This is a genomic window from Colwellia sp. Bg11-28 (assembly GCF_002836245.1).
Taxonomy (GTDB): domain Bacteria; phylum Pseudomonadota; class Gammaproteobacteria; order Enterobacterales; family Alteromonadaceae; genus Colwellia; species Colwellia psychrerythraea_A.
On sequence record NZ_PJBA01000005.1, the window covers coordinates 207,335 to 230,531 of the forward strand.

Here is a 23,197-nt window from a genome sequence, read left to right on the forward strand (position 1 = left end):
ATAGCTCGAGCTGAAATTAATATTGGAGTACTCACATGTCTAAAATTTGCCAAGTAACAGGCAAAGTGCCAATGGTTGGAAACAACCGTTCTCACGCAAGAAACGCGACTCGTCGTCGTTTTTTACCTAACCTTCAATCTCACCGTTTTTGGGTTGAGAGTGAAAATCGTTTCGTTAAATTACGTTTAACTCCGAAAGGAATGCGTATTATCGATAAAAAAGGTATTGATGTTGTATTAACTGACATCCGTGCCCGTGGCGAAAAAGTTTAATAACTTTATTTTAAGGAAATTATTATGCGCGATAAAATTCGTTTAGTTTCTAGTGCTGGTACTGGTCATTTTTATACTACAGATAAGAATAAAAAGACTATGCCTGAAAAAATGGAAATCAAAAAGTTTGATCCAACCATTCGTAAGCACGTAATCTATAAAGAAGCTAAAATTAAGTAATTAATTTTTGTTTTTATAAAAAACCCGGTTTTACCGGGTTTTTTTATGCCTGAAAAATAGCATTAAGTATATATCTTTGAGTTGTGCAGTAGTTATTCACGCTATTCAGTGAAGACTTCAGTATGATATATTTACTAGATTTATTGGAATAATTTGTATGAAATTATCTCGGACCGGCTGGAACAATGTCATTATTTTTTCAGTTATGACTATAATTTTATTAATCAATGCGACTAACGATAAGCTCTTTCCTAATGAAGAGAGTGCTCACAATGGTGAGCGATTAATTTTGCCACAGCATGGTGTTATTTTAACGTTAGCGATTGATTTTTCAGAAAGCCAACGTGTGTTATTAGAACGCGTGGGTCGTAGTTGGCAATTAACCGCTAAGGGTATAACGCTGGAAAAATCGGAACAGCAGATTGAGCAGATGATGTTTGCATGGCAACAGAGTAGTGGCTTAGTACAGGCAGCTGAAATTATGATTGATAGTGCTCAAGGTGTTGCAGTAAAAATTGCTTTAGCTGGTGAATCACAGGTAAGAACTTTTATATTATACCCATTAGACGATCAATTATTAGTTTATCAGCAACGAGATAATGTCTGGTTAGCACTACCTGCAACCTTAGCCCAACAACTATTACCTGTTAGTTTGTAAAGATTAGATTCACTAGATAACGCCTACAATTATATTCACGAGGAGAGATTATGCCAGAATTACCCGAAGTAGAAGTGTGCCGCTTAGGTATAAGCCCTCATGTTATAGCTCAGGAGGTCAGTGAGGTCATTATTCGTAATAAGCGCTTACGATGGCCTATTCCAGATGAAGTCTGTTCTGTTGTTGGTTTACCTGTGCTCAAGGTTGAGCGACGTGCAAAATATCTATTATTGCGTTTTTCAACGGGGACTTTATTATTGCATTTAGGCATGTCCGGTACCATTAGAGTAATTGAACAAGATACTCCTGTAGCGAAACATGACCACTTTGATCTAGTTTTTAAGCATGGCAAAAGCTTGCGACTGAATGACCCTCGCCGTTTTGGTGCAGTGTTATGGCTAGCTAATGATGAAGATGAACTCGGCTTATTAGCGAAACTCGGGCCAGAGCCATTAAGTGATGACTTTGCTGAGGGTTATTTGTTTAGTAAAGCAAAAAATCGCAAAGTACCTATCAAGACTTTTTTAATGAATAACCATGTCGTGGTAGGAGTCGGTAATATTTATGCTAATGAAGCACTGTTTCAAGCGGGAATTTTACCGACAGCGAAAGCAAAAGATATTGATGAACACCGGATGAACAGTTTAACGACTATTATAAAAAAAGTGTTGAGTGCTGCGATTGCACAGGGCGGCACTACGCTTAAGGATTTTACCCAAGCCGATGGTCGACCTGGTTATTTTGCTCAATCACTTATGGTATATGGCCGAGCAGGAGAAGCCTGTGTGACTTGCAAAACAAAATTACAAGAAATTAGACAGTCTAATCGTAGCTCTGTTTTTTGTCCTAGCTGTCAACAGGATTAATCGTTAGATTTTATCGAGCGCCGCTTTTACTACAGGGTGAACAAATTGGCCAACGTCACCTTTGTGAAGGGCGACTTCTTTTACCAAGGTTGAAGAAATAAATGAATTCTCTTCTGCTGGTGTTAGAAATACACTCTCAAGTTCTGAGGATAAGCGACGATTCATGTTGGCCAGTTGAAATTCATACTCAAAGTCAGAGACGGCTCGTAAGCCACGAATAAGTACCTTAGCTTGATATTGCTTAGCAAAATCAACTAATAAACCACTAAAGCCAACAACAGTTACATTTGTTAGGTCCTGGGTAACCTGCTCAAGCATGGCAACTCGTTGTTCTAAATCAAAACGAGGCTGTTTACTGGGGCTTGAAGCTACACCAATAATTACCTCACTAAATAACTTACTGGCACGAACAATTAGGTCACTATGGCCATTAGTTACTGGATCAAAAGTACCCGGATATATAGCTCTTATCATAATTATTTATTGTATTTTTTAACGGTTGTTAGGTGTCATTGTAATGGGATAAGTAACGTACTGACAAGTATTTATGTTTTCAATTTTTCTGCTAAGTCATCGATAATCAACAAAATTGAATAAATAATCACAAAAAAAAGCAAATAAACCTAAAGTATTTACTCAAAACGCTTTATATATACTGAATTTTGATAGTATTATTGAGCTAGTTTTAATCAAATCAAATTAAGAAGTAGCTACATGAAAACCCGAGATAAAATAATCCAAGCCAGTATTGAATTATTTAATGAGCAAGGAGAGCGTAATGTTACCACTAACCATATCGCTGCTCACTTAGCCATTAGCCCTGGTAATCTGTATTATCATTTCCGTAATAAAGAAGACATTATTTTATCTATTTACGAAGAGTACGCACGTAGCTTGCTATTAGAGACTTTGCCAAAGGTCTCTTCAGAAGTAAAACCATTAGATTCACTTATTTTGTATATGGATTCTGTTTTTCAAACGACAATGAAATTTCGTTTCTTCTATAGCAATCTACCTGTGCTATTGGATAAAAATCCGATTTTGCGAGAAAAATATGTTGAAGTGCAACAGTCCATTTCAGAACGCGTTAGTCAACTTCTTATTTCATTAAGAGCTGCTGATTATATTGACTTTAATGATGATGAGTTGGCTGATATTGTCAGTATTTTACGTCTGATTAATACCTTTTGGGTTAGTTTTCATCAAACTCAGACCATAGTGAATGAAGTGAATGATTCAGTATTCTACCAGGGGGTACTTAAAATATTAGTTATCCTACGTCCGTATACTAAAGCACATGCAATTAGTGAACTTAATCACGCTCGCGATGTGTACCAGCAAAGATATCGTGAAGAGGCAGAAACAGCTTAATTCTAGTTATGCTGTTATTTTGAATTGAAAGTTATCAGGTTTTTCATAACCTTGACTGACAGTGAAGTAAAAGCTTTCAATTCGTTGTGCTCGCTGTTGAACGTCACTTGTCTGTACAGACTTTACACCTAGATTTGAGGCTAGCTTTTGATTCGATGAGTCAGAGATTACAGCATCTTGTGCGGATAATGTTTGATTAATTAATGCATCAAATTCATTTCTTTTATCATGATTGTTTTCATAAGCTGAAGTAGCATTTATCTGTGTATTCAGACTTTTATCTGCTGAATCTGATTGAGTTGCTTCATTACCTTTGAGTGCTAATAACTCTGATTGTGCCGCGAGAATATTTTGTGCTGCGCTAGCTGCTACTCGAGTATCTTGTGCTGATGGATTCGTTGGTGCCATTGCTGCAGCGTGTATTTTTTGCATCTTAACTATAGTGGCTTGTGGGTCACCTGCTACGTTACTTAAATCTACTGCAACTTCCCCATCCGTTACATATTTTTTCCCGTCAGGCCCTATTTCAAAAGTATATGAAGGTGAGCCTGTGGCAGCACCGCCTGCCGTTGCGTGAGCTAACTCATGCGATCTGACTTCTTTATCTCTTTGTTGCAACTGAGTAATAATTTTTTCGTCAGCACGCACTTGGTTACTGTTTGTTTCAGCTCTATCGTTCTCTGAAGTGCTGCTGTTAGTGCTCGAATGTTGGTCTTCTTGGTTTTGCTTAGAATTCTGCTCGTCTTGCTGAGACTTACCTTGTTGATCATCTTGTTGATTGTCTTGTTGATTTTCTTGCTCAGAAATAGAACTGGCAGCATGCTCTGCTTGCTTTCTTAAATTAGCAAAATCGACTTGTTCGTTTGCTTGAGCAGGTGTACGAGCTCGATCTTTATCTGAAGCGACACCTTTATCAGCAGCGGATGGATTGGTAGCAGCAACTTTGGTGATAATTTCTCGTTGATGATTCTCTCGACGCAAGCCTTCCGTAGGCGGATTGACTACGGTGGCTAAGGGTAAGTTTGCTGTATGCGGGGTTATATTCATAAGTAAAATTAATTGCTAAGTAAGCTTAGGCGGTTACATCAAGGAGGGTGCCTAGTGAATCATCAGCACTTTTAATCACTTCTGTTGAAGCTTTAGTTTGATACTCAGCCACTTTCAAATTGACTATCGCTTGGTTTAAATCAGGCAATTCATTATTGCGACTTGGATTGCTTAGCTCAGTATTAACCTCACCGTTATTAGCAGGATTCTTTTGTGTTTCATTACTCAAAGTAGTACTGGCGACAATATCCTCAGCAGCTTGATCACCTGTTGCTCTCGCATTTTGTAAACCTTGTAAACCTGAATTCATTGCAGATGGTATTTCCACAGGTAAGCCTTTATTGTCAATAAGCTACATTGGTTAATTATTAATCTAAACAACGAAAAAGTAAAGGTGAAATTACCCTAGAGAGGGTAACTATCCTTTATGCTGTTAGTTAAAGTGTGAATCAAGCCAAACGACTAATACCTGATAAAAATCATCAAGGTGAGAAATAAATGGTGCATGAGAAGCATCAGCAAATAAGTGTTGGTCACTATTTGGTGCTAAATAACTGATTTTTTCCATTACTTCTTTGGGCACTAAGCTATCGTTATGTCCGTATAACCGTAGAAGTGGTTGTTTGATTTTTGATAAATGTAGGCGAAAATCACTGTTACTTAATAACGCGAGTGAGTCAGCTAAAGTTTGCTGACTAGGGAGAGTATGTGCCATAACTAACTGGGTAATTAGTTTTAAGTCTTGTCGGATATGAGGGCTGCCCATTGCTTGAATCTTTAAAAAACCACTAATTGTTTTCGCAGTATCTTGTGCTAATTGTTTATGAAAGCTCTCTAATACATTTTCTTTTATACCTGGCCAGTTATCTGTCGGTTGTTCGACAAAATATGGGCTACTGGCAACAGTAATTGATGCTAATACTTTTTCTGGGTACTTAAGTGACATTTCCGTCGCTATTAAGCCGCCTAATGACCAACCAAGGTAAATAGCCGGTTGGTCAATTACTTGTTCGATATGATGGCAAATATTTGCTAAAGAGTAAGGTTTTATATCAACAGCGCTATTGATACCAAAGCCTGGTAGATCAATGGTTATGAGCTGATAGATACTCTCATCGTTTCTATGGAATAACTCTAACAGTGGCTGCCAAACACCTGAATTTAACCCCCAACCATGAAGAAGAACAATAGGAATTACATTTTTTTTTAGTGTGTTATTAGGAGGAAATGTGGAAAATGTTAAGCTTTTTGCCATGCTTATTACTGCACTATAATTATCATGGTATTAGTTTATATCATAAGGCAAAAGGTAAGCAATATGGCATGGAAGCTAGATTCAAATATATTTAAGCGGTATTACATCGATACACTCAAGAGTATAAGCTGCTGTGATTTGTGCGGCGCAAACGTCAGTGATAGCTATCTACTTGGTTATTCGTTATCACAAGCACTACTCTGTCAGTCCTGTGTAAATGATTTGCCCTATTTCAATCAAAGTCTAATCGCAGGTAATTTACTACGTTGGCCTGCGGTTCACCGTGCGTTACCCAATATTCACTTTGAACAGTTATTTGCGTTATCACCTTATATTTACCCCTTTAATAAATGGTTAGCTCAAATGAAATACTTAGGGCGTTTCGAGTTAGCAAGTTTATTTAGTGTATTACTTTGTGCTCAGTGGCAAGCAATGATAATGAATCAAACCATTACCCCCATTAATTTAGTGCTAGCAGTACCTCTACATATTAAGAAATGGCAGGTTCGTGGTTATAACCAAGCGCATCTCATTGCAAAGACTTTTGCCGAGACATTATCATTACCCTATGACGCCAACTTAGTGCTGAGAGTAAAAAACAATGATAGCCAAATGGGAAAAACGGGCAGTCAACGACGAAAAAATTTAGCCAACGCCTTTGCTTTACAAAGAAAGTTAGGAAGCCATATAAAACATGTTTTGATTGTTGATGATGTGGTCACAACTGGCACCACAGTCAGTGAGATAAGCAAACTGTTAAAACAAGCTGGCGTTGAAACCGTTACCTTAGTAACGGTTTGTTTAACAGTGCCTAATGCGAAGAATAATGGACCCGTGATTAGTTAATCTTTTATCAAATTATTTATATGGCGCAGAAAAAGCTTTACTAAAAAATAAACTGTTAGCGAGTAATTTTGCACTCCCATGCCAATAACCTCTAAATGCTAGTACCTCTGTTGTTGCTATTACTCGGCCTTTGCCGACATTGTGAGCAACAATCGCGGCATTATGTGCTAATCGATTAACCAAGTTTTTGTCAGTATAACCACTGAGTAAAGGTGCTGGCGTATATTTTGCTAAGGTTATAAATGGCTGTTGGGGATGTTCCATTATCAAATTACTATTACGGAATAAAGGCAATAAGCTTTGTTGATAGCCATAAGCGAGCGGATGGCTAGTATCTAACTGTACTTGGAAAATAGCGCCCGCAATGCGTTTACGACTAGCGAGGCTTTCTTTATCTTGATAGTTGAGTTTTTCATCATCAAACAATTGATTTATCTGTTCTTTAGTAACAAACCTAGCACGTAATATTTCTTGTTTGGCTAACCAAAGAGACGCACGCTTTTGACTGATTATCACCCCGCCTTGTTTAACCCATGCTTTGATTTTTTTCGCAGTATCATCAGTAACGTGCTGGTAATCACCATCAACGAGAATGATATGGCTATAGCTCGATAAGTCGACTTGTCTTAACTGATTATGGTCGATAATAGATAGTGGGATATTAAGTGTTTCATCGAGATAGAAGCGGACTTCACCTGCTTCGTATTGAGATATGCCAGCACCCCCTAATAAAAGTGTTTTAGCCTTACTAATTGGCTTTAATGAACTGCTACCAATATCAACCCCTTTCATGGTCAAACCGGTACTAATACTGCTCAACTTAATACCAGCACTATTACTGGCGGAAATTAATGTCTCTTGCCAATTTTCGATCTGTTGAATGCCAGCAGGAATCACTATGCTACCCGCTTCAAACTGCTTGGTTTCACCATTGATTAAACTTGTGAAAGGCTTAGTTGCTACTTTTGCTTTGATATTATTATTTAGAAGCTTATTGAGTAACTTAGGCGCTAAAAAGTGATGCCATTCAAAAATGTAGCCGTACGCTGATATGCTTTTATTGTTTGGTTTGGTCGTTGAAGGCATGGCCCACGCTTGTTTCGCCAACTTTAGTCTACGAGTACGGTTTACTGGGATAGATTCAATATTCATAGCTAACGGCATTGTCCAACCCGAAACATCATAAAAAGTATTATCTTTAAAGTTAGTTTGTTGATTAAACAAAGCTTGAATTAGTCGAAACTGAGGTTGTGCAAGAGGTACGTAATAACTGTTATCTTTCTGGTATTCAGTATCTTCAAATTCAAAGTCAGCGATCAGCGGATAAACCTTAATTTTATGCTGCGCGAGTTTTGACAACAAAGTATTGAGGCGAAATTTATCGCTACCTTCGTGCAGTAAATAGCCGGTAAAATCTTCTTTTTTTGCTAGTTTATTACTTTGTTGATAAAACTCACTGCGGTATTGCTTTAATTGCTTTCTATTTTCCCAAGCACCATTGATGGTAGAGAGGGAGGTGGTCACATGGTTTTCTATACTAAACTCTAACGTCAGTAAGCCATTGATTGTTTCTTGCTGCATTCCTCTAGCACTAGCTTGCTCGAACAATATACCTATGCTGCCATTAATATCAGGATAGGTTGAGCCCTTACCGTAGTAAAAATCATCGAAATTCTCTTCGCTATAATAAAGACGTTTTTGTTTATCTAATGCTGAAGCATGAAATTTTGCTAGCGTGGTAGTAAGTTCAACATTTCTTTTCGGTGTCAGTGGGTGGGTACGACTCTGGATGCCAGGCTGAAAAAAATAACTGCTGTTATGACCCATTTCATGAAAATCACCAACAACGTGGGGTTGGTATTGGTGGAAATATTCTAATCGATGTTGGCTTTCTTGTTGAGAGAGTAATAACCAGTCGCGGTTCAAGTCAAACCAGAAATGATTGGTTCGCCCTGTAACCCAGCCTTGATGGTGTTCTATATGGTTGGCATCGCTATTGTCAGTAGAATTGCGATAAGTACTAACCCAATTAACAAACCTATCCATTCCGTCAGGGTTAATACTAGGCTCTAATACGATCACAGTATTGGCAAGTAATTCAACCAACTTTGCATCGGTACTGGCTGCTAAATAATAAGCAACTATCATGGCTGCATTCGCACCACTTATTTCATCACCGTGCACGCTATAACCTAACCAAATAACTAAGGGGGCTTTGTCGGATTTTTGATTATCTAGCTGACCTTTCTTTTGAGAAAACAGGTTACGTTCACTGAGAATACTCGATAGATTTGCTAAGTTTTCAGAGCTAGAAATGGTAACGAGTAACTGTTCTCGTTGCTGAGATGTTTTTCCCATAGAGGTAATATTTACCCGCTCAGAGTCCTTCGCCAACTGATAAAAATAGCTTTTTAGTTGATCATGTCTAACATGGCGTTGGCCAATTTCAAATCCTAAGTTGCTACTTGGTAAGGATATTTTGCTATTAAATTTGCTACCTGCCGGTAAGTAATCTTGCGCGGGCATGGCAATAATACAGTTAGAACAGAGCAGCGTAATGGATAAAATCAGAATTCGTAAAAGTAACATCTAGATGACCTCGGTATTTGACTTATATAAAGTATCAAACAAAAGCGTAAAAATCATTAGCACATAACTAAATAGCAGCGTAAAATGGTCATACTTGAGTAAAACAGTCAGGTATTTTTTCAACTGATTACTTTAAAGTAATTTTAAAGTAATAAAAGTATCCGAGAGAAAGAGAGCTAACACCATGATCACTATTTCAGAAAATGCTCAACAGCATTTTATTAAATTACTTTCGCAACAAGCTGAAGGTACCCATATTCGAGTTTTTGTTGTAAATCCTGGCACAGCGAAAGCTGAATGTGGCGTTTCATATTGTCCACCTGACGCGGTTGAAGCCGATGATATTCAACTGCCATTTGAAGGTTTTTCAGCGATGGTTGATGCTGACAGCAAAGGTTTTTTAGAAGACGCAGAAATTGATTTTACCACGGATCAAATGGGCTCACAGCTTACTTTGAAAGCGCCAAACGCTAAATTACGTAAAGTTGCTGATGATGCTCCACTATTTGAACGCGTGCATTATTTCTTACAAGCAGAAGTTAACCCTCAGTTAGCAGGTCATGGCGGCGAGTGTACTTTAGTCGAAATTACCGACGATGGTTATGCTGTATTGCAATTTGGTGGTGGCTGTAATGGCTGTGCACAAATTGATGTTACGGTAAAAGATGGTATTGAAAAGCAATTAATTGAATTAATGGCTGGCGAAATTAAAGGCGTTAAAGATGCTACAGAGCATGAACGCGGTGACCATTCGTATTACTAAAATTTAGTTTGTATGAATAAAATATTAGAAAAAATAGGCCAAAATCCACAATACAGTTTAACGCTGTTTTTACGTGGACTTGGCCTTTTTGTTATTGGTTTACTCTTTGTTGCGTTGGGATACTTTTATCACCACCTTTGGCAAATTGTTGGCATCATAACACTGGCTATCGCTTGCTTATTGGCCGCATGGGGATATCTGGGTATTTTTGCCAATCGTTGGTTAAATATTCTTTATCGAACTCGACCCGCTAATAAACGTCCAACCGAAAAAAATTCCCATTAAATGATCTTAATAACTGATTTTATAAAACAATATTGGCTTCACTTAACTGTTTTCTTACTTACTGCTATCGCTACTTTGTCTTTATGGCCTGCTGAATATTTACCTCAAGTCCCGGGTAGTGATAAAACGCATCATTTCATCTCTTATGGCGCATTAATGTTCCCAGTAGCATTACGAAAACCTAAATACTGGTTATGGATTACGTTAGGCTTTGCTGGCTTTAGTGGTGCTATTGAATTGATTCAGCCTTATGTTAATCGGTATGGCGAATGGCTTGATATGGCTGCGAATGTTGCAGGTTTGGCGTGTGGCATTATGTTCGCTAAGATCATTGAGTATTTCACTGTGAGTAACACTAAGTAACACTTGATTACACAACACATACAGACGATGAATTAATAGTTGACCGGCATCAAGCTTGATACCTCTTGGCATGTTAGTATTCCTCTACTGTTACCTCATTAAGCCAATTACCTTATGTCGAAAGAAACTCCTGCGCATCACCTTCCGGTAGCACATCCACCAAAGCGATTATGGCAGAAAATATCGTCAATCATCGCAAAAGGAAGTTTTGGCTTGGCTGCTATTGGCGCAGTGGTAACAATTATTTATGGCAATGATGTTGAAGCCGATATTAAAGCCGCGCTTGGCGCAACTACCTTTTTTTGTGTAGCTGTTGGTGTTGTCTGTCAAGCGATGGGTAGTACGAGTATTCCAAACTTAAAGCCTACCCCGAAAGAACTTGATGATAAAAAATGATATCAAGCACTTTCTTTTGTAGCGATGAGTATGGCGCCAATGCTAATGCCACTCAACGATTATGCATATTCAAGCTGTCTTATTGCGGCGGTATCAACTAAGCCGTACAGTGGTATAGTAATATTTGATAGGATCAACGAGAAGACAGATAAAATAGGTGCTTAAGTTGATCGTACGGCTAGTTTTAATCCAAAATAACGCCTAAAGTTCTAGTGCTTTAAAGTAAAAAACGTTATTTTATCTCATCTGATTTTTATAGGTATATACCATGAAGTATATGTTGCGGACACTAGTTTCAGTTTCATTATTATTGAGCGTTGCGCTCAGCAGTCATGCAGCAGTAGTTTTACAGTACCATCATGTTAGCGATAGCACCCCAGCAAGCACCAGTATTTCCCCAAAGCAATTTGAAGTGCACTTACAATATCTTAAAGATAATAATTTTAAAGTGGTGCCTTTATCTGAGTTAATTGAAGGCATTAAAAACCAACAAGCTTTACCCGATAAAAGTGTCGCTATTACCTTTGATGATGCTTATATTGATGTGTTAACGCAAGCTAAGCCCATCTTAGATAAGTTCGCATTTCCGTATACCATTTATGTCAATCCAGGCATTATCGCTCGTAACGAAAAAAATGATGCTTCCCATTATTTATCATGGATCCAGCTCAAAGCGCTTTCAGATGAAGGTGTGATTATTGCTAACCATGGTTATGAACATGATTCTATGGCGCGAATTACTGAGGGGTTAACGCAAACACAATGGCTGAGTAAACAAACAGAACTATTATTAAAAGCTGAAGCGGTGATTAAAGAAAATACCGGCCAAAGCTGGCGATATTATGCTTATCCTTATGGTGAATATGATGTAGCGATACAAGCATGGGCTAAAGAAAATGACTTTGTTGCTTTTTCTCAACAATCAGGCGCGATTGATTTGTCGACAGACTTAACCAGCGTGCCCCGTTTTCCTGCTTCAAAGCCTTATGACAAAATTTCTGGTTTACGTGATAAGTTAAATTCATTGGCGTTTAATATTCGTTTAGAGGGTGAACAAGCTGAAACAATCTTTAAACACAAAGAAGCTAAAAGCATTAATTTTGTTATTGAAACGGGGGACTTTTATAAATCAGCCCTCAATTGCTATATTTCAGGTTTAGGTAAGCAAAAAATCACGTGGAATGATGATAAAAGTTTCAGTATAAATTTTAGCAAAGACCTGCCAATTGGGAGAGTTCGAGCTAACTGCACGGCTGCAAGCATTAGTAAGCCAGGTCGCTATTATTGGTATTCTAAGCCATGGTTTATCTTAAAAGATGATGGCAGCTGGTACCATTTATAAAAAAGTAAACGCTTTATCCTAAATTATTTATAGAGCGCGACTATTTTTTGATAGTCGCTTAATAACTTCTCATTATCAATACTAGGTACTTCACCTACAGCTTGCTCAGGCCTAAATATTGCCGCTATCTTCCCTGCGGGATTGATTAAGACTAGTGAAGCGCTGTGATCAACCCAATAGTCTTCATCTCCTGCGGGTACTTCAACTTCGCCTTTACTTGCCTCTTTACTAGTGATGGCGTACATCAAGCCTAAATTTCGAGAAAAGGGGAAAAGTACATCGTGCTCTGCGCGAAGTGCTTTAAAGTTAGGGTTAAAATATCCAATGTATTGCTCAAGCTTTTCTCTACTGTCTCTTTTGGGATCAACAGAAACTAATAACACTTGGCTATTGCTGGCAATGTTAGTTAAGTCCTCATAAATGAAATTGAGGTTTTGTAGGGTGGTTGGGCATACATCAGGACAAGAGGTATAACCGAAAAAAACCAGTGACCATTTGTCTTGTAACTGCGCATTATTAAAAGGCTGTCCTAACTCATCCGTTAAGGTAAAGGCTGATATTGGCCGAGCCTGCTGATAATGCAAAGCATATTCAGGTAGAGATAGTTGCTTTGTTTTATTAATAAGATAAAAACCAGCCGCGCCGGCACAGATTGAGAGTAAAGCAATAATAGTATAAATATGTTTATTCATCGAAATCCTATGTTTAATGCCATTGTTAGACGTTACAGATATTAAGTCGTTGGTGATGCTGAGACTTGATTGTCAAATCTAGCCCATTGGTAGCCAATAATGATCGAGCAGTAAAATAATGAAAAGTAACATTAAATGAATGATGGAAAATTTAAATGTTGCCATAGCGGTTCCTTCTTTTGCATTAAACTTGAGCTGCCAAGCATAGCCAAAAAAGATCAAATTCAAACTACACGCCCCGATTAAATACAACCAATTACTCATGCCAACTAAATAAGGTAATAAACAAACTACAAAGAGTAAGACGGTATAGAGCAGTATTTGTGTTTTAGTGAAACTCACACCGTGGGTTACCGGTAACATAGGAATATTTACTTTGGCATAATCATTTTTACGGTGAATAGCTAATGCCCAGAAGTGTGGTGGTGTCCAAGTGAAAATAATTAAAACTAATAACAAAGCGTTAGGTACCACTTCATTGGTCATAGCTGTCCAACCCAATAATGGCGGGATAGCACCAGCTAAACCGCCGATAGTGATATTTTGTGGCGTAGCACGCTTTAAATACATGGTATAAACAAAACTATAGCCAACCAAGCCAGCTAAGGTTAAAAAAGCAGTCAGTGGATTCACTAAAGCATAAAGAATAATAAAGCCGAGCAAGGCTATGCTGGTGGCAAATACAATGGCATTGGTAACACTAATTTTACCTGCAGGCAGAGGTCTGTTATGGGTTCTACCCATAACAGTATCAATTTTTTCATCGACAATATGGTTTATAGCGGCTGCCGCAGAAGATAATAATCCGATACCAAGCATCGCAGGTATTAGCCGTTGCCACGGTAAGGCCCCAGGAACAGATAAACTCATGCCAACCAATGCCGTTAGTACCAATAAGGCAACAACTTTAGGTTTGGTAATGTCGTAATAAGCACGCCAATTAGCAAATATGTTACTAATGGAAAAGTGATGGTGTCCGGTATTAATCACCGATGGCATAGGTGTTATGGTTTTATTAATTACTTTACTCATAGAGACTCCTTGGAATTTTGTCTTAATTTATAAGCTAAAGTAATTAAACTCAGCATTAAACAGGCGGCAACTAAGTTATGCGCGACAGCCACTTTAAGTGGTAACGAAAACCAGATATTGCTAACCCCTAAACTTATTTGAATGATTAATAAGCTTAATAAAATAGTGGCAGTACTCTTTATAGATGGCGTTTTGGTTTTGAGATAAATAGTGATGGCTAACCAAGCGAGAAATACGCCGGTAATGATGGCACCAAAACGATGGCTAACATGAATAGTGACTCTTTCATTATGTGCCAAGTGTCCAAATTCATAGCTCTCTTGCTTTGGGGGAATCAAATCAAAGGACTGCTCAAAACTTAAATCGGATAGCCAATCACCCTGACAAATTGGTAACTCTACACAGCTCATTGCTGCATAATTTGAGGAGGTCCAACCGCCTAAGGCAATTTGTGCAGTTAAAATAATAATGCCGATTAACGCATAGCCACTGTACTTTTTAAGTTGTGACTCAGTTAAATTTTCTCCCTGAGTTTTTTTGCTTCTAGCATTAATGCGTAAATATAATAAGAATAGTAAACAAAGCGTGGTAAAACCGCCGAGTAAATGTCCCATTACCACTATTGGCATTAATTTCAGTGTTACTGTCCACATACCTAATGCCGCTTGGAAGGTAACAATACATAAAATACATAGCGGTAGAAATATCGGATATCTAACTTTTGAGCTTTTTGAAAAGCGTAATTTTATTGAAAAAATCGCTATTACAGCGATAAGCAAACCAAGACTGCCAGCGAAGTAGCGATGAATCATCTCATTCCATGCTTTAGCTGGTTCAACAGGTCGTTCAGGAAAAGCTTGCTCAGCAGCAGCGATTTGTATACTCGTTTCAGGTACATCGATTAAACCATAACATGTTGGCCAATCAGGACAGCCGAGACCCGCATGAGTTAAACGTGTATAAGCACCTAAGCCAATAACAACAACGGCTAACAGTAAACTAGTCAGCACTAAACGTCGCAGTGTCTGTGTGTTTTTACTGTGTTCTGTCATTGAGTTAACCCACCTTAGAATATTTCAATAGTTTCTTCATATCGGCGACAATAGCTTTACCAAAAGCCGGTTGAAGTTGTTCTTGTTCGGGTAGTTGATGTCTTAGAATAACGTTACCTAAAGGATCGGCGATAAGTACTTGTGGCCCATGCAGTAAATTGTTCATTTGTGGGGTTAAAGCAAGTATTTTCCACTGACTCTTGGCCAGTTGTTTGCTTTCCTGGGCAGAAAAAATGTTCCCCTTGAGTAACACTGCAGACACCCTCGGCATATCTTTTCCTAGGGCGACATAGCTATTATGTACAGTCTCAATGCTATGTAAGCACATCTCAGGACATGTATTAGGTAGTCGGTAAATAATAAGCCATTGTTTGGCAAGTTCTGACTCATCTATACCCAACTCTTTTAGTGTCAATGGCTGCGCTAATAACTTACCTTGATTTGTTACGCCTAGGTTTAGCCACTGATTGTCTAAGGCTAATTTGGCTAATAATATTGGCAATATAAATACCGTAATTAACAAGAGTAAACTACGACGACTTCTCTTTTGTGAGGCGTGGTTGGAAGTATGGTCTAATTTATTGGTACTGGTTAAAGTACTGCTATTACTTGAATCATCTGTATTTATTGACCTAGCCATATGTTAACGCCTTATTTTTCTATTATTATTGTTAATGTTTTCGCTTAAATATTCTGTAAAGCATCAGGTGCATTTTTGGAAGAAACACGAGCAGATTTTTGTGTTTTAATCCGCAAGCAAATCATTAATATCAACCACGCAGTAGCTAAAGCAGCCCATTGAAAGGCGTAGCCGAAATGTTTTTCGGCGGGCATCACCATAGGGTGCCAATTTTTTTTATAACCAAGGTTGTCTTCTGGGTCTACATAGATAACAAATGGGAGTAGTGGCTTATCTATTAACGGAGATATTAGCGCAGAAAATTTATCGAGTTCAATTTGTTGTACCCGCAATGGCCAACTTGGCTGAGTAAAATCTTGTGCTGTAAGCATTATTCCTTGCTCAATAATACGTACATGACCACGAAAATTATGCTGTCCATTTAGAGGAGTAACATCAGGAAGTATGCTTCGATCAATTGAGCCTTGTACCCAACCTAAATTGATTAATACGGAATTAGTCGGCGTTTGAACAACTTGAAATACACGGTAACCTAAAGAGTTATTTTCGACCTGATTATCGAGTAAAAATACAAAATCATCATTAAATTGACCTGTAATAGTGACCGGAAAATCATTAATACTTTCTTTACCGGTAAATTGCTTATCCTGCGATAATTTGACTATTTCACTTAGGGTTAATGGTGATTGCTGATTAAGTTGGGTAATACGGATAGCACGTTTTTCTTTCTCGAAGCCGCGGTTATACTGCCAAAAAGATAATTTAACTAAACCAGCAAACACTATAATCGTTAGCCCTAACCAAAGGGCACTTCTTATCAATGATTGGGTAAATATTTTTTTCCGCTTATTGATAGTCTGCAAAAATAAGGCCTTATAAAATATAGACAAAAACAAAAAGCATGACCCAAACAACATCGACAAAATGCCAATACCAACTTGCCGCTTGAAAGGCAAAATGATTTTCTGGGGTGAAATGACCTTTTAATACTCTAAACCACATGACTATCAACATGATACAACCCAAAGTAACATGCATGCCGTGAAAGCCAGTCAGTAAATAAAAAGTATTACCATAGACGCCACTATCTAGAAATAGTCGCATTTCTTCAGAGTAACCATGCGCGTATTCTTCTACTTGAAAGAACATAAACGCTAAGCCAAGTACTATCGTTAGACCAAGCCATGCTTTAAGTGGTCCACGATTATTTTTAATTAATGCACTATGAGCAAAGTGAGCGGTAATTGAAGACGTTAATAATAAAACGGTATTAATTAAGGGGAGACCATACCAACCCATGGCTGTGGTAGTAGTGCCGTCGGGGGTTGTTAATAAAGGCCATTGGGCAACAAAGTCAGGCCAAAGTACGGCGCCTGTTGATACGTTGTTACCTGCACCGCCTAACCAAGGCACAGAAAATACTCGTAAATAGAGTAAAGCGCCAAAAAAAGCGGCAAAGAACATCACTTCAGAAAAGATAAACCAACTCATGCCTTGGCGGAATGAATTATCCATCTGATGCGAGTACTTACCCGTTAGCGACTCACTAATTACATCACTAAACCAACCCACAAGCATATAGACCACAAGTGCAATACCAGCCAAAAGCAAATATCCACCGTAACCACTTTTTTCATTTGCTAAGTCGGTGACGTAGTTAGCCGCACCAAAGGCAATCATAAATAGTGCTATTGCGCCGACAATTGGCCAGTGGCTTTGGCTGGGTACGTAATAACTTTCGTATTCTTTGTTAGTCATTTTCTATCCCTTTTTTCGAGTAGAACCCTATGACGATTTCTCGGTTATGTCATACAAGGTATAAGATAAAGTTAAAGTATTTATATCTGCAGGCAGTTCTAAATCGACATAAAACTGCAAACTCATCTCAACATCTTTTCCCGCAGCTAGCGGTTGTTGAGTAAAGCAAAAACATTCAATTTTATGAAAATAGTTGGCTGCCAAACCCGGTGACACTGACGGTACTGCTTGACCGATAATGTCATGAGAAGCATTGTTTTTTGCATAAAATGAGACTAATTTCATTTCACCGGGGTGGACACTAATTTCATTAATGACCGGCTCAAATTCCCATGGAATACCTTTAGCATTTCGGGTGATAAACTGCACCTTAACGGTACGTAGTTTATCTATGCCGCCAGCTTCATAAGTCGCCGCAGTATCATTTGTTTTACCATTTAGGCCAGTAATATCACAAAACACATCATATAAAGGTACCAGAGCAAAACCAAAGCCAAACATAGCAACAACGACAAGCAGTAATTTTCTTACTGTTTTATTGTTATTACTAATACCTGTACGGGTATTTATGTTGGCTTTGTCATCATCAGTGCTCATACAAGTTAGTGCTCGTGTTGGTCAGCATTATCAATGTCTTGCTGCGATGGTGGTGTACTAAAGGTATGATATGGGGCAGGGCTTGCTACCGTCCACTCTAAACCGATTGCTCCATCCCAAGGTTTTGCTGGTGCTTTCTCGCCGCCGCGAATACATTTTATTACCACCGCTAAGAAAATAAGTTGCGATAAACCAAATGCAAAACCACCAATGCTGACCCACTTATTAAAGTCAGCAAACTGCAGTGCATAATCTGGAATTCTGCGAGGCATGCCTGCTAAACCTAAAAAGTGCATAGGGAAAAACAGTAAGTTCACAGAGATTAATGAACACCAAAAGTGCCACTTGCTCAACGTATCGTTGTACATGTGACCGGTCCATTTTGGTAGCCAGAAATAAGCACCTGCATAGAGAGAGAATAATGAGCCAGTAACCAACACATAATGAAAGTGAGCGACAACAAAATAGGTGTCGTGATATTGGAAGTCGACCGGTGTCATCGCCAACATCAATCCTGAGAAACCACCGATGGTGAATAAAATAACAAAGGCGATTGAAAACAGCATTGGTGTTTCAAAAGTTAATGAACCGCGCCACATAGTAGCGACCCAGTTAAATACTTTCACCCCAGTAGGTACGGCAATTAGCATAGTGCAATACATAAAGAATAACTCACCAAATAGCGGCATACCGGTGGTGAACATGTGATGTGCCCATACGATAAATGACAACAAAGCAATGGACGATGTGGCATAAACCATTGAGCTATAACCAAATAGTCGTTTACGTGAGAACGCCGGAATAGTGGTAGAGACAATGCCAAAGGCTGGCAAAATCATGATATAAACCTCAGGGTGACCAAAGAACCAAAAAATATGCTGGAACATAACTGGGTCGCCACCACCAGCAGCATCAAAGAAACTGGTACCAAAATAAGTATCGGTAAGTAACATGGTCACTACACCTGCGAGCACAGGCATGACGGCAATCAATAAATAGGCCGTGATAAAAAAGGTCCAAACAAATAAAGGCATTTTCATATATGTCATGCCAGGAGCGCGCATATTCATTATGGTGACAACGATATTAATCGCCCCCATGATGGAAGAAATCCCCATGATATGAACAGCAAAAACGAAGAAAGCAGTACTGCCATTAGAGTAGGTCGTTGATAATGGTGCGTAGAAGGTCCAACCAAAATTAGGCGCGCCACTTTCCATAAAGAAAGAGCCAAGTAAAATAGCAAAGGCAAAGGGAAGAATCCAAAAGCTCCAGTTATTCATACGAGGTAGCGCCATATCTGGGGCACCTAACATCATAGGAAGCATCCAGTTAGCGAAGCCAGTAAATGCAGGCATAATGGCACCAAACACCATAACTAACCCGTGGACAGTTGTTAATTGGTTAAAAAAGTCCGGCTCAACTATTTGCAGACCTGGCTGAAATAACTCAGCGCGGATCACCATAGCTAAAGCGCCACCAGTTAAAAACATAATAAAAGCAAACCATAAATACAGGGTGCCGATGTCCTTATGGTTAGTGGTATAAAGCCAGCGTTTTATGCCTGTCATTTTATGGTCACCATAATGTTCGTCGTGCGAATCTTGTTCTATAACGTCTGTGGTCATTTTATATCCCCCTACTTCGCACTAGCAGCATCAACAGCTGCAGGTTGTACTAAATCACCGGTATTATTTCCCCAAGCATTACGCTCATAAGTCACAACAGCGGCTATTTCGGTTTTGGTTAATTGACTACCAAAAGCAGCCATGGCAGGATTTTTCTTACTACCGTTAAGCACCATATCTAAATGAATAGCGATATCCCCCATTGCAATCAAACTGCCTTTAAGCGCAGGAAATGCTGGAGGTAATCCTGCACCTGTTGGTTGATGACAAGCAACACAAGCTGTCATATAAACTTTTTCGCCCATAGCCATTAATTCATCTTGGCTATACACTTTAGCTAAATCCTCAACGGGTGCTTCTTCAGTCATTGTCTCTACCGCATCTTCAACGTTAGTTTCAATTGTGACGACTCCTTTAGCATCTTGTGATGTGTTATCAACAGCAGACTTTACATCAGAGGCTTGCACGATATCACCAGTATCATTGCCCCAAGCATTTCGCTCATAAGTGACGACTGCGGCTATCTCTTTTAAACTCAATTGTTTGCCATAGGCTTGCATACCTGTGCCCGCTTTACCGTTAAAGACAATATTGAGGTGCTCTTCTATCGTACCCGTTGTAGCTATAGGGCTACCTTTTAATGCAGGGAAGGCCGGCGGCAAACCTAAACCGGTTGGTTGATGACAAGCTGAGCAGTAGGCTGTGTAAGTTGTTTCACCTAATTGCATAAGTTCTTCTTTTGATACAGAAGCGTTTAATGAGTCTTGTTCGGCACTTGCTGCAGCGGCGATACGTTGTTGTTGTTCATTGAGCCAAATGTCATAATCTTCAGCTGATTTTACCTCAACAACTATGGGCATAAAGCCATGATCTTTTCCGCATAACTCGGCACATTGACCGCGATAGACACCGGGTTCTTCGACTCTAGTCCAGGCTTCATTGATGAATCCTGGATTAGCATCCTGTTTAACGGCAAAAGCAGGCACCCACCATGAATGGATAACATCATCAGATGTTATTAAAAATCTAACTTTTTTATTAGCAGGAATAACAAGCGGCTTATCAACCTCAAGTAAATAGTTTTTACCTTTGATGGCGCTAGTTTCTTGTTGGTTTTGGTATTGCTCGCGAGGGGTGGAAAGCACAGAATAATATTCAATATCTTGGTCAAAGTATTTGTAATGCCATTTCCATTGCGAGCCCGTGATTTGAATCGTAACATCAGAGTTCTCATTGTCTTCCATCGCTATCAGTGTTTGTGTAGCAGGCACTGCCATGGCGATTAAAATAACAATGGGTATTGCTGTCCATAAAATTTCTACTTTAGTACTTTCATGAAAATCAGCAGGCTTTGCACCTTTAGATTTTCTGTGAAAAGCAATCGACCAAAACATAGCGCCAAAAACTAAAATACCGATAGCAGTACAAATATAGAGCACTAGCATATGTAAATCATATACGTCTCTACTAACGGCAGTAACCCCTTTAGTTAGGTTTAACTGCGTCTCTGCCCAGGCTGAATTGGCAAATAGGCTGACCAACACTAGCCAAATTAGCTTATGTTTCCCCACACGGCATCTCCTCTTTTCAATGATAGAGAACAGATGTGCAGCAATGTACTTCATAACTCACTGAACTGAATATCTGTTGTTGTTATTATTATTTTTATCAACTAACAAGAGCTCGGTTTAGCCACGGTTGCGCTATATAGAACGGTTCATGACGAATATACATAATTTAGAGATCAAGTTAATTATCGACGTAAAAGAGTAATCAGTCATAGTACTAGTGAACTAGTGTGACAGGATTAGCAAACAGACGTCTTTTTATTCTTTTTATGTTCGTTTTGTATGCGTTACTATTTATAGAATTACGCTAAAAATTGATCTAGGTCAAACATTTTATAACTGAGGAATTATAAAAAAGCCATTTAATTCAATGGAGTAATAGCTCTAAAGAGAGTGTGAGCTCTACTGGGACTAGCTTTGATTAAATCTAATAAAGGGATTTAAGAATTACAGAAAATCACGTGGAAATTTAGAAAGGAAAATATTGAAGATAAATAAAAACGCCATATTTATTACGCAGTAATTAGGTAATAAATATGACGAATGCTGTAACAGTGGCTATGATGGATTACATCCAACGTCCACTTCGAATAATACCGACGGCGATACCCTCAATATTAAACTCTTGATTAGCTAAGTCGACTTTAATAGGAGAGAAGTCTTCATTTTCTGCATGCAAATAGACAACATTTCCTTCACGTTTGAAACGTTTTACGGTGACATCATTTTCAACACGGGCAACAACAACTTGACCATTCTGTACTTCAGTAGTTTGATGCACAGCAAGTAAGTCGCCGTCTAGAATACCGATATCTTTCATGCTTTCGCCATTTACACGCAAGAGATAATCGGCAGCAGGATGGAATAAATTACCATCCATTTTATAATGTTCTTCAATATGCTCTTGCGCCAAAATAGGTTCACCGGCGGCAACTCGCCCTATCAGTGGTAAACCTTCTGCTTCAAGCATTTCTTCAACCAAGCGAATGCCACGAGAAGTGCCTGCAAGCATTTCAATGTAGCCTTTTTTTGCTAAAGCTTTTAAGTGTTCTTCGGCGGCATTAGCTGATTTGAAACCAAAAAAATTAGCGATTTCAGCACGTGTAGGTGGCATGCCTGTATCTTGAATCTTTGCTTTGATTAAATCATAAATCTGTTGCTGTCGTTTAGTCAGTGGGCGTAATTCGGTAGTTGAATCTATCATAGCTTTAGCCTGTAAATTTACACAGTATTACTGGTAGTATATACAGGATGTGATGAAAGGCAAGCCCCGCTTAGGTATATCTAACTAATTATTGTTTACGTGCAGAAATCACCTCACATTATGATTATCTACCTATGTTTTCATGAGAGTATATTGTTGTTCACAGCTGACTTTATATGAATTATCAACATGACTACTAATAATTAAGTTTATGGTTAGTAAGCTATTAATTGACAACAGGGTGGTTTGACACGTGTAAATTTAACCAAGTATATACTCGTTTATATAGCCCTATTTTTATTACCAGACCATAATTTAGCTTTCATCATCTATATCCAGCACATAGATTATTAACTAGTAAATATAATATAGTTTTGTCAGAATGATTTTAAGTTTGGCTACATTAACGCACTAAAAATAACAAAAGGTTACCGATGCACTGGCGGAAAAAACTTGTTCAATCGTCTTTAATATTTGTAAGTGAAAAACTTACTGTTGAGGTTATTGAACAACGAAAATTTAACTCAGCTAGCATAGCAGCAACACTCGCTTTAGCGTGTGCTCCATATGTTCAAAGTGCTGAATTAAGTAATACCTATTCGTTCAATATTCCTCAGCAAAGAGCAGATCTATCGCTCACTCAATTTGCAGAGCAAGCCGACTTAACGCTCATTTTCTCACTTGATAAAGTAAGTGATATAACGGCAAATAAGTTAACTGGCAATTATTCTATTGAACAAGCCATTAAACTTTTACTTGAGGATACGGAGTTAGTTGCAACATTGAGTGGTCA

26 protein-coding genes are annotated in these 23,197 nt (G+C 38.6%); 11 read left to right on the plus strand and 15 right to left on the minus strand.

The features are described 5' to 3' along the window. The first annotated feature begins 35 nt into the window (after window positions 1–35). The 4 genes from rpmB (at window position 36) to mutM (ending at window position 1,976) form a co-directional block, all read left to right on the plus strand. Window positions 36–272: a 50S ribosomal protein L28 gene (gene rpmB / locus CXF79_RS06390; RefSeq protein ID WP_011041083.1), complete on the plus strand. Its 237-nt coding sequence runs from the start codon at window positions 36–38 to the stop codon at window positions 270–272. Window positions 273–296: 24 nt separating this feature from the next. Further along, window positions 297–452 (plus strand): 50S ribosomal protein L33, encoded by a 156-nt coding sequence (gene rpmG / locus CXF79_RS06395; protein WP_011041084.1) that lies wholly within the window; start codon window positions 297–299, stop codon window positions 450–452. A gap of 157 nt (window positions 453–609) precedes the next feature. Then, window positions 610–1,110, plus strand: coding sequence for a hypothetical protein (locus tag CXF79_RS06400; RefSeq protein WP_011041085.1), 501 nt, complete (start codon window positions 610–612; stop codon window positions 1,108–1,110). A 50-nt stretch (window positions 1,111–1,160) separates the two neighbouring features. Further along, window positions 1,161–1,976 carry a bifunctional DNA-formamidopyrimidine glycosylase/DNA-(apurinic or apyrimidinic site) lyase gene (gene mutM / locus CXF79_RS06405; protein ID WP_101154384.1) on the plus strand — a complete coding sequence of 272 codons (816 nt, stop codon included), beginning with the start codon at window positions 1,161–1,163 and terminating at the stop codon, window positions 1,974–1,976. A gap of 3 nt (window positions 1,977–1,979) precedes the next feature. On the opposite strand, the gene coaD is transcribed toward mutM, so the two are convergent. Beyond that, a complete protein-coding gene (gene coaD, locus CXF79_RS06410; protein WP_085961184.1) occupies window positions 1,980–2,453 on the minus strand; it encodes a pantetheine-phosphate adenylyltransferase in 474 nt (157 codons plus the stop codon). A 237-nt stretch (window positions 2,454–2,690) separates the two neighbouring features. On the opposite strand from coaD, the gene CXF79_RS06415 reads away from it, so the two are divergent. Next, a complete protein-coding gene (locus CXF79_RS06415) occupies window positions 2,691–3,347 on the plus strand; it encodes a TetR/AcrR family transcriptional regulator (RefSeq protein WP_011041088.1) in 657 nt (218 codons plus the stop codon). Window positions 3,348–3,353: 6 nt separating this feature from the next. On the opposite strand, the gene CXF79_RS06420 is transcribed toward CXF79_RS06415, so the two are convergent. The 3 genes from CXF79_RS06420 to bioH form a co-directional block, all read right to left on the minus strand. After that, a complete protein-coding gene (locus CXF79_RS06420) occupies window positions 3,354–4,394 on the minus strand; it encodes a putative metalloprotease CJM1_0395 family protein (protein ID WP_101154385.1) in 1,041 nt (346 codons plus the stop codon). A 25-nt stretch (window positions 4,395–4,419) separates the two neighbouring features. After that, window positions 4,420–4,722: a hypothetical protein gene (locus CXF79_RS06425; RefSeq protein WP_101154386.1), complete on the minus strand. Its 303-nt coding sequence runs from the start codon at window positions 4,720–4,722 to the stop codon at window positions 4,420–4,422. A gap of 105 nt (window positions 4,723–4,827) precedes the next feature. After that, the gene (gene bioH / locus CXF79_RS06430) at window positions 4,828–5,649 is read right to left on the minus strand and encodes a pimeloyl-ACP methyl ester esterase BioH (RefSeq protein WP_101154387.1); all 822 of its coding nucleotides are present in this window, start codon (window positions 5,647–5,649) and stop codon (window positions 4,828–4,830) included. 63 nt (window positions 5,650–5,712) lie between these two features. Here bioH and CXF79_RS06435 point away from each other — a divergent pair, with 63 nt between their 5' ends. Beyond that, window positions 5,713–6,495, plus strand: coding sequence for a ComF family protein (locus tag CXF79_RS06435; RefSeq protein ID WP_232769096.1), 783 nt, complete (start codon window positions 5,713–5,715; stop codon window positions 6,493–6,495). Between the two features lie 12 nt (window positions 6,496–6,507). Here CXF79_RS06435 and CXF79_RS06440 read toward each other — a convergent pair whose 3' ends face one another. Further along, window positions 6,508–9,084, minus strand: a complete 2,577-nt coding sequence (locus CXF79_RS06440) for a M14 family metallopeptidase (protein ID WP_101154389.1) — start codon at window positions 9,082–9,084, stop codon at window positions 6,508–6,510. Window positions 9,085–9,268: 184 nt separating this feature from the next. On the opposite strand from CXF79_RS06440, the gene nfuA reads away from it, so the two are divergent. The 5 genes from nfuA to CXF79_RS06465 all read left to right on the plus strand — a co-directional run bounded on the left by nfuA (window position 9,269) and on the right by CXF79_RS06465 (window position 12,233). Further along, a complete protein-coding gene (nfuA, locus tag CXF79_RS06445; RefSeq protein ID WP_011041094.1) occupies window positions 9,269–9,847 on the plus strand; it encodes a Fe-S biogenesis protein NfuA in 579 nt (192 codons plus the stop codon). A gap of 12 nt (window positions 9,848–9,859) precedes the next feature. Beyond that, window positions 9,860–10,132: a hypothetical protein gene (locus CXF79_RS06450; protein ID WP_011041095.1), complete on the plus strand. Its 273-nt coding sequence runs from the start codon at window positions 9,860–9,862 to the stop codon at window positions 10,130–10,132. Continuing rightward, entirely contained in the window at window positions 10,133–10,495 is a 363-nt protein-coding gene (locus tag CXF79_RS06455) for a VanZ family protein (protein ID WP_011041096.1), read from the plus strand. 114 nt (window positions 10,496–10,609) lie between these two features. Then, on the plus strand, window positions 10,610–10,891 hold the full coding sequence (locus CXF79_RS06460; RefSeq protein WP_011041097.1) for a hypothetical protein: 282 nt from the start codon (window positions 10,610–10,612) through the stop codon (window positions 10,889–10,891). A gap of 268 nt (window positions 10,892–11,159) precedes the next feature. Beyond that, complete coding sequence (locus CXF79_RS06465) at window positions 11,160–12,233, plus strand: polysaccharide deacetylase family protein (protein ID WP_101154390.1); 1,074 nt, start codon at window positions 11,160–11,162, stop codon at window positions 12,231–12,233. Window positions 12,234–12,256: 23 nt separating this feature from the next. Here the strand turns inward: CXF79_RS06465 and CXF79_RS06470 are convergent, their stop codons facing one another. From CXF79_RS06470 to lexA, 10 genes are all read right to left on the minus strand, one after another. Then, window positions 12,257–12,925, minus strand: a complete 669-nt coding sequence (locus CXF79_RS06470; RefSeq protein WP_101154391.1) for an SCO family protein — start codon at window positions 12,923–12,925, stop codon at window positions 12,257–12,259. Between the two features lie 78 nt (window positions 12,926–13,003). Continuing rightward, complete coding sequence (gene cyoE, locus CXF79_RS06475) at window positions 13,004–13,924, minus strand: heme o synthase (protein ID WP_049757975.1); 921 nt, start codon at window positions 13,922–13,924, stop codon at window positions 13,004–13,006. A 29-nt stretch (window positions 13,925–13,953) separates the two neighbouring features. Then, window positions 13,954–15,009, minus strand: a complete 1,056-nt coding sequence (locus CXF79_RS06480) for a COX15/CtaA family protein (RefSeq protein WP_101154392.1) — start codon at window positions 15,007–15,009, stop codon at window positions 13,954–13,956. Window positions 15,010–15,013: 4 nt separating this feature from the next. After that, window positions 15,014–15,649 (minus strand): hypothetical protein, encoded by a 636-nt coding sequence (locus tag CXF79_RS06485; RefSeq protein WP_101154393.1) that lies wholly within the window; start codon window positions 15,647–15,649, stop codon window positions 15,014–15,016. A 44-nt stretch (window positions 15,650–15,693) separates the two neighbouring features. Then, window positions 15,694–16,512 (minus strand): SURF1 family protein, encoded by an 819-nt coding sequence (locus tag CXF79_RS06490; RefSeq protein WP_101154464.1) that lies wholly within the window; start codon window positions 16,510–16,512, stop codon window positions 15,694–15,696. Window positions 16,513–16,522: 10 nt separating this feature from the next. Beyond that, complete coding sequence (locus CXF79_RS06495; protein WP_011041107.1) at window positions 16,523–17,407, minus strand: cytochrome c oxidase subunit 3; 885 nt, start codon at window positions 17,405–17,407, stop codon at window positions 16,523–16,525. Window positions 17,408–17,434: 27 nt separating this feature from the next. Next, window positions 17,435–18,004, minus strand: a complete 570-nt coding sequence (locus CXF79_RS06500) for a cytochrome c oxidase assembly protein (RefSeq protein WP_101154394.1) — start codon at window positions 18,002–18,004, stop codon at window positions 17,435–17,437. A 5-nt stretch (window positions 18,005–18,009) separates the two neighbouring features. Then, window positions 18,010–19,632 (minus strand): cytochrome c oxidase subunit I, encoded by a 1,623-nt coding sequence (gene ctaD / locus CXF79_RS06505; protein ID WP_011041109.1) that lies wholly within the window; start codon window positions 19,630–19,632, stop codon window positions 18,010–18,012. An 11-nt stretch (window positions 19,633–19,643) separates the two neighbouring features. Continuing rightward, window positions 19,644–21,203 (minus strand): cytochrome c oxidase subunit II, encoded by a 1,560-nt coding sequence (coxB, locus tag CXF79_RS06510; RefSeq protein WP_011041110.1) that lies wholly within the window; start codon window positions 21,201–21,203, stop codon window positions 19,644–19,646. A 565-nt stretch (window positions 21,204–21,768) separates the two neighbouring features. Beyond that, window positions 21,769–22,404, minus strand: coding sequence for a transcriptional repressor LexA (gene lexA / locus CXF79_RS06515; RefSeq protein WP_011041111.1), 636 nt, complete (start codon window positions 22,402–22,404; stop codon window positions 21,769–21,771). Window positions 22,405–23,197: the final 793 nt, after the last annotated feature.

Coding starts and splice junctions, on each gene's coding strand:
- rpmB (WP_011041083.1), top strand. CDS start 36: ATGTCTAAAATTTGCCAAGTAACAGGCAAAGTGCCAATGGTTGGAAAC.
- rpmG (WP_011041084.1), top strand. CDS start 297: ATGCGCGATAAAATTCGTTTAGTTTCTAGTGCTGGTACTGGTCATTTT.
- CXF79_RS06400 (WP_011041085.1), top strand. CDS start 610: ATGAAATTATCTCGGACCGGCTGGAACAATGTCATTATTTTTTCAGTT.
- mutM (WP_101154384.1), top strand. CDS start 1,161: ATGCCAGAATTACCCGAAGTAGAAGTGTGCCGCTTAGGTATAAGCCCT.
- CXF79_RS06415 (WP_011041088.1), top strand. CDS start 2,691: ATGAAAACCCGAGATAAAATAATCCAAGCCAGTATTGAATTATTTAAT.
- CXF79_RS06420 (WP_101154385.1), bottom strand. CDS start 4,394: ATGAATATAACCCCGCATACAGCAAACTTACCCTTAGCCACCGTAGTC.
- bioH (WP_101154387.1), bottom strand. CDS start 5,649: ATGGCAAAAAGCTTAACATTTTCCACATTTCCTCCTAATAACACACTA.
- CXF79_RS06435 (WP_232769096.1), top strand. CDS start 5,713: ATGGCATGGAAGCTAGATTCAAATATATTTAAGCGGTATTACATCGAT.
- CXF79_RS06440 (WP_101154389.1), bottom strand. CDS start 9,084: ATGTTACTTTTACGAATTCTGATTTTATCCATTACGCTGCTCTGTTCT.
- nfuA (WP_011041094.1), top strand. CDS start 9,269: ATGATCACTATTTCAGAAAATGCTCAACAGCATTTTATTAAATTACTT.
- CXF79_RS06450 (WP_011041095.1), top strand. CDS start 9,860: ATGAATAAAATATTAGAAAAAATAGGCCAAAATCCACAATACAGTTTA.
- CXF79_RS06455 (WP_011041096.1), top strand. CDS start 10,133: ATGATCTTAATAACTGATTTTATAAAACAATATTGGCTTCACTTAACT.
- CXF79_RS06460 (WP_011041097.1), top strand. CDS start 10,610: ATGTCGAAAGAAACTCCTGCGCATCACCTTCCGGTAGCACATCCACCA.
- CXF79_RS06465 (WP_101154390.1), top strand. CDS start 11,160: ATGAAGTATATGTTGCGGACACTAGTTTCAGTTTCATTATTATTGAGC.
- CXF79_RS06470 (WP_101154391.1), bottom strand. CDS start 12,925: ATGAATAAACATATTTATACTATTATTGCTTTACTCTCAATCTGTGCC.
- cyoE (WP_049757975.1), bottom strand. CDS start 13,924: ATGCCATCGGTGATTAATACCGGACACCATCACTTTTCCATTAGTAAC.
- CXF79_RS06480 (WP_101154392.1), bottom strand. CDS start 15,009: ATGACAGAACACAGTAAAAACACACAGACACTGCGACGTTTAGTGCTG.
- CXF79_RS06485 (WP_101154393.1), bottom strand. CDS start 15,649: ATGGCTAGGTCAATAAATACAGATGATTCAAGTAATAGCAGTACTTTA.
- CXF79_RS06495 (WP_011041107.1), bottom strand. CDS start 17,407: ATGACTAACAAAGAATACGAAAGTTATTACGTACCCAGCCAAAGCCAC.
- CXF79_RS06500 (WP_101154394.1), bottom strand. CDS start 18,004: ATGAGCACTGATGATGACAAAGCCAACATAAATACCCGTACAGGTATT.
- ctaD (WP_011041109.1), bottom strand. CDS start 19,632: ATGACCACAGACGTTATAGAACAAGATTCGCACGACGAACATTATGGT.
- lexA (WP_011041111.1), bottom strand. CDS start 22,404: ATGATAGATTCAACTACCGAATTACGCCCACTGACTAAACGACAGCAA.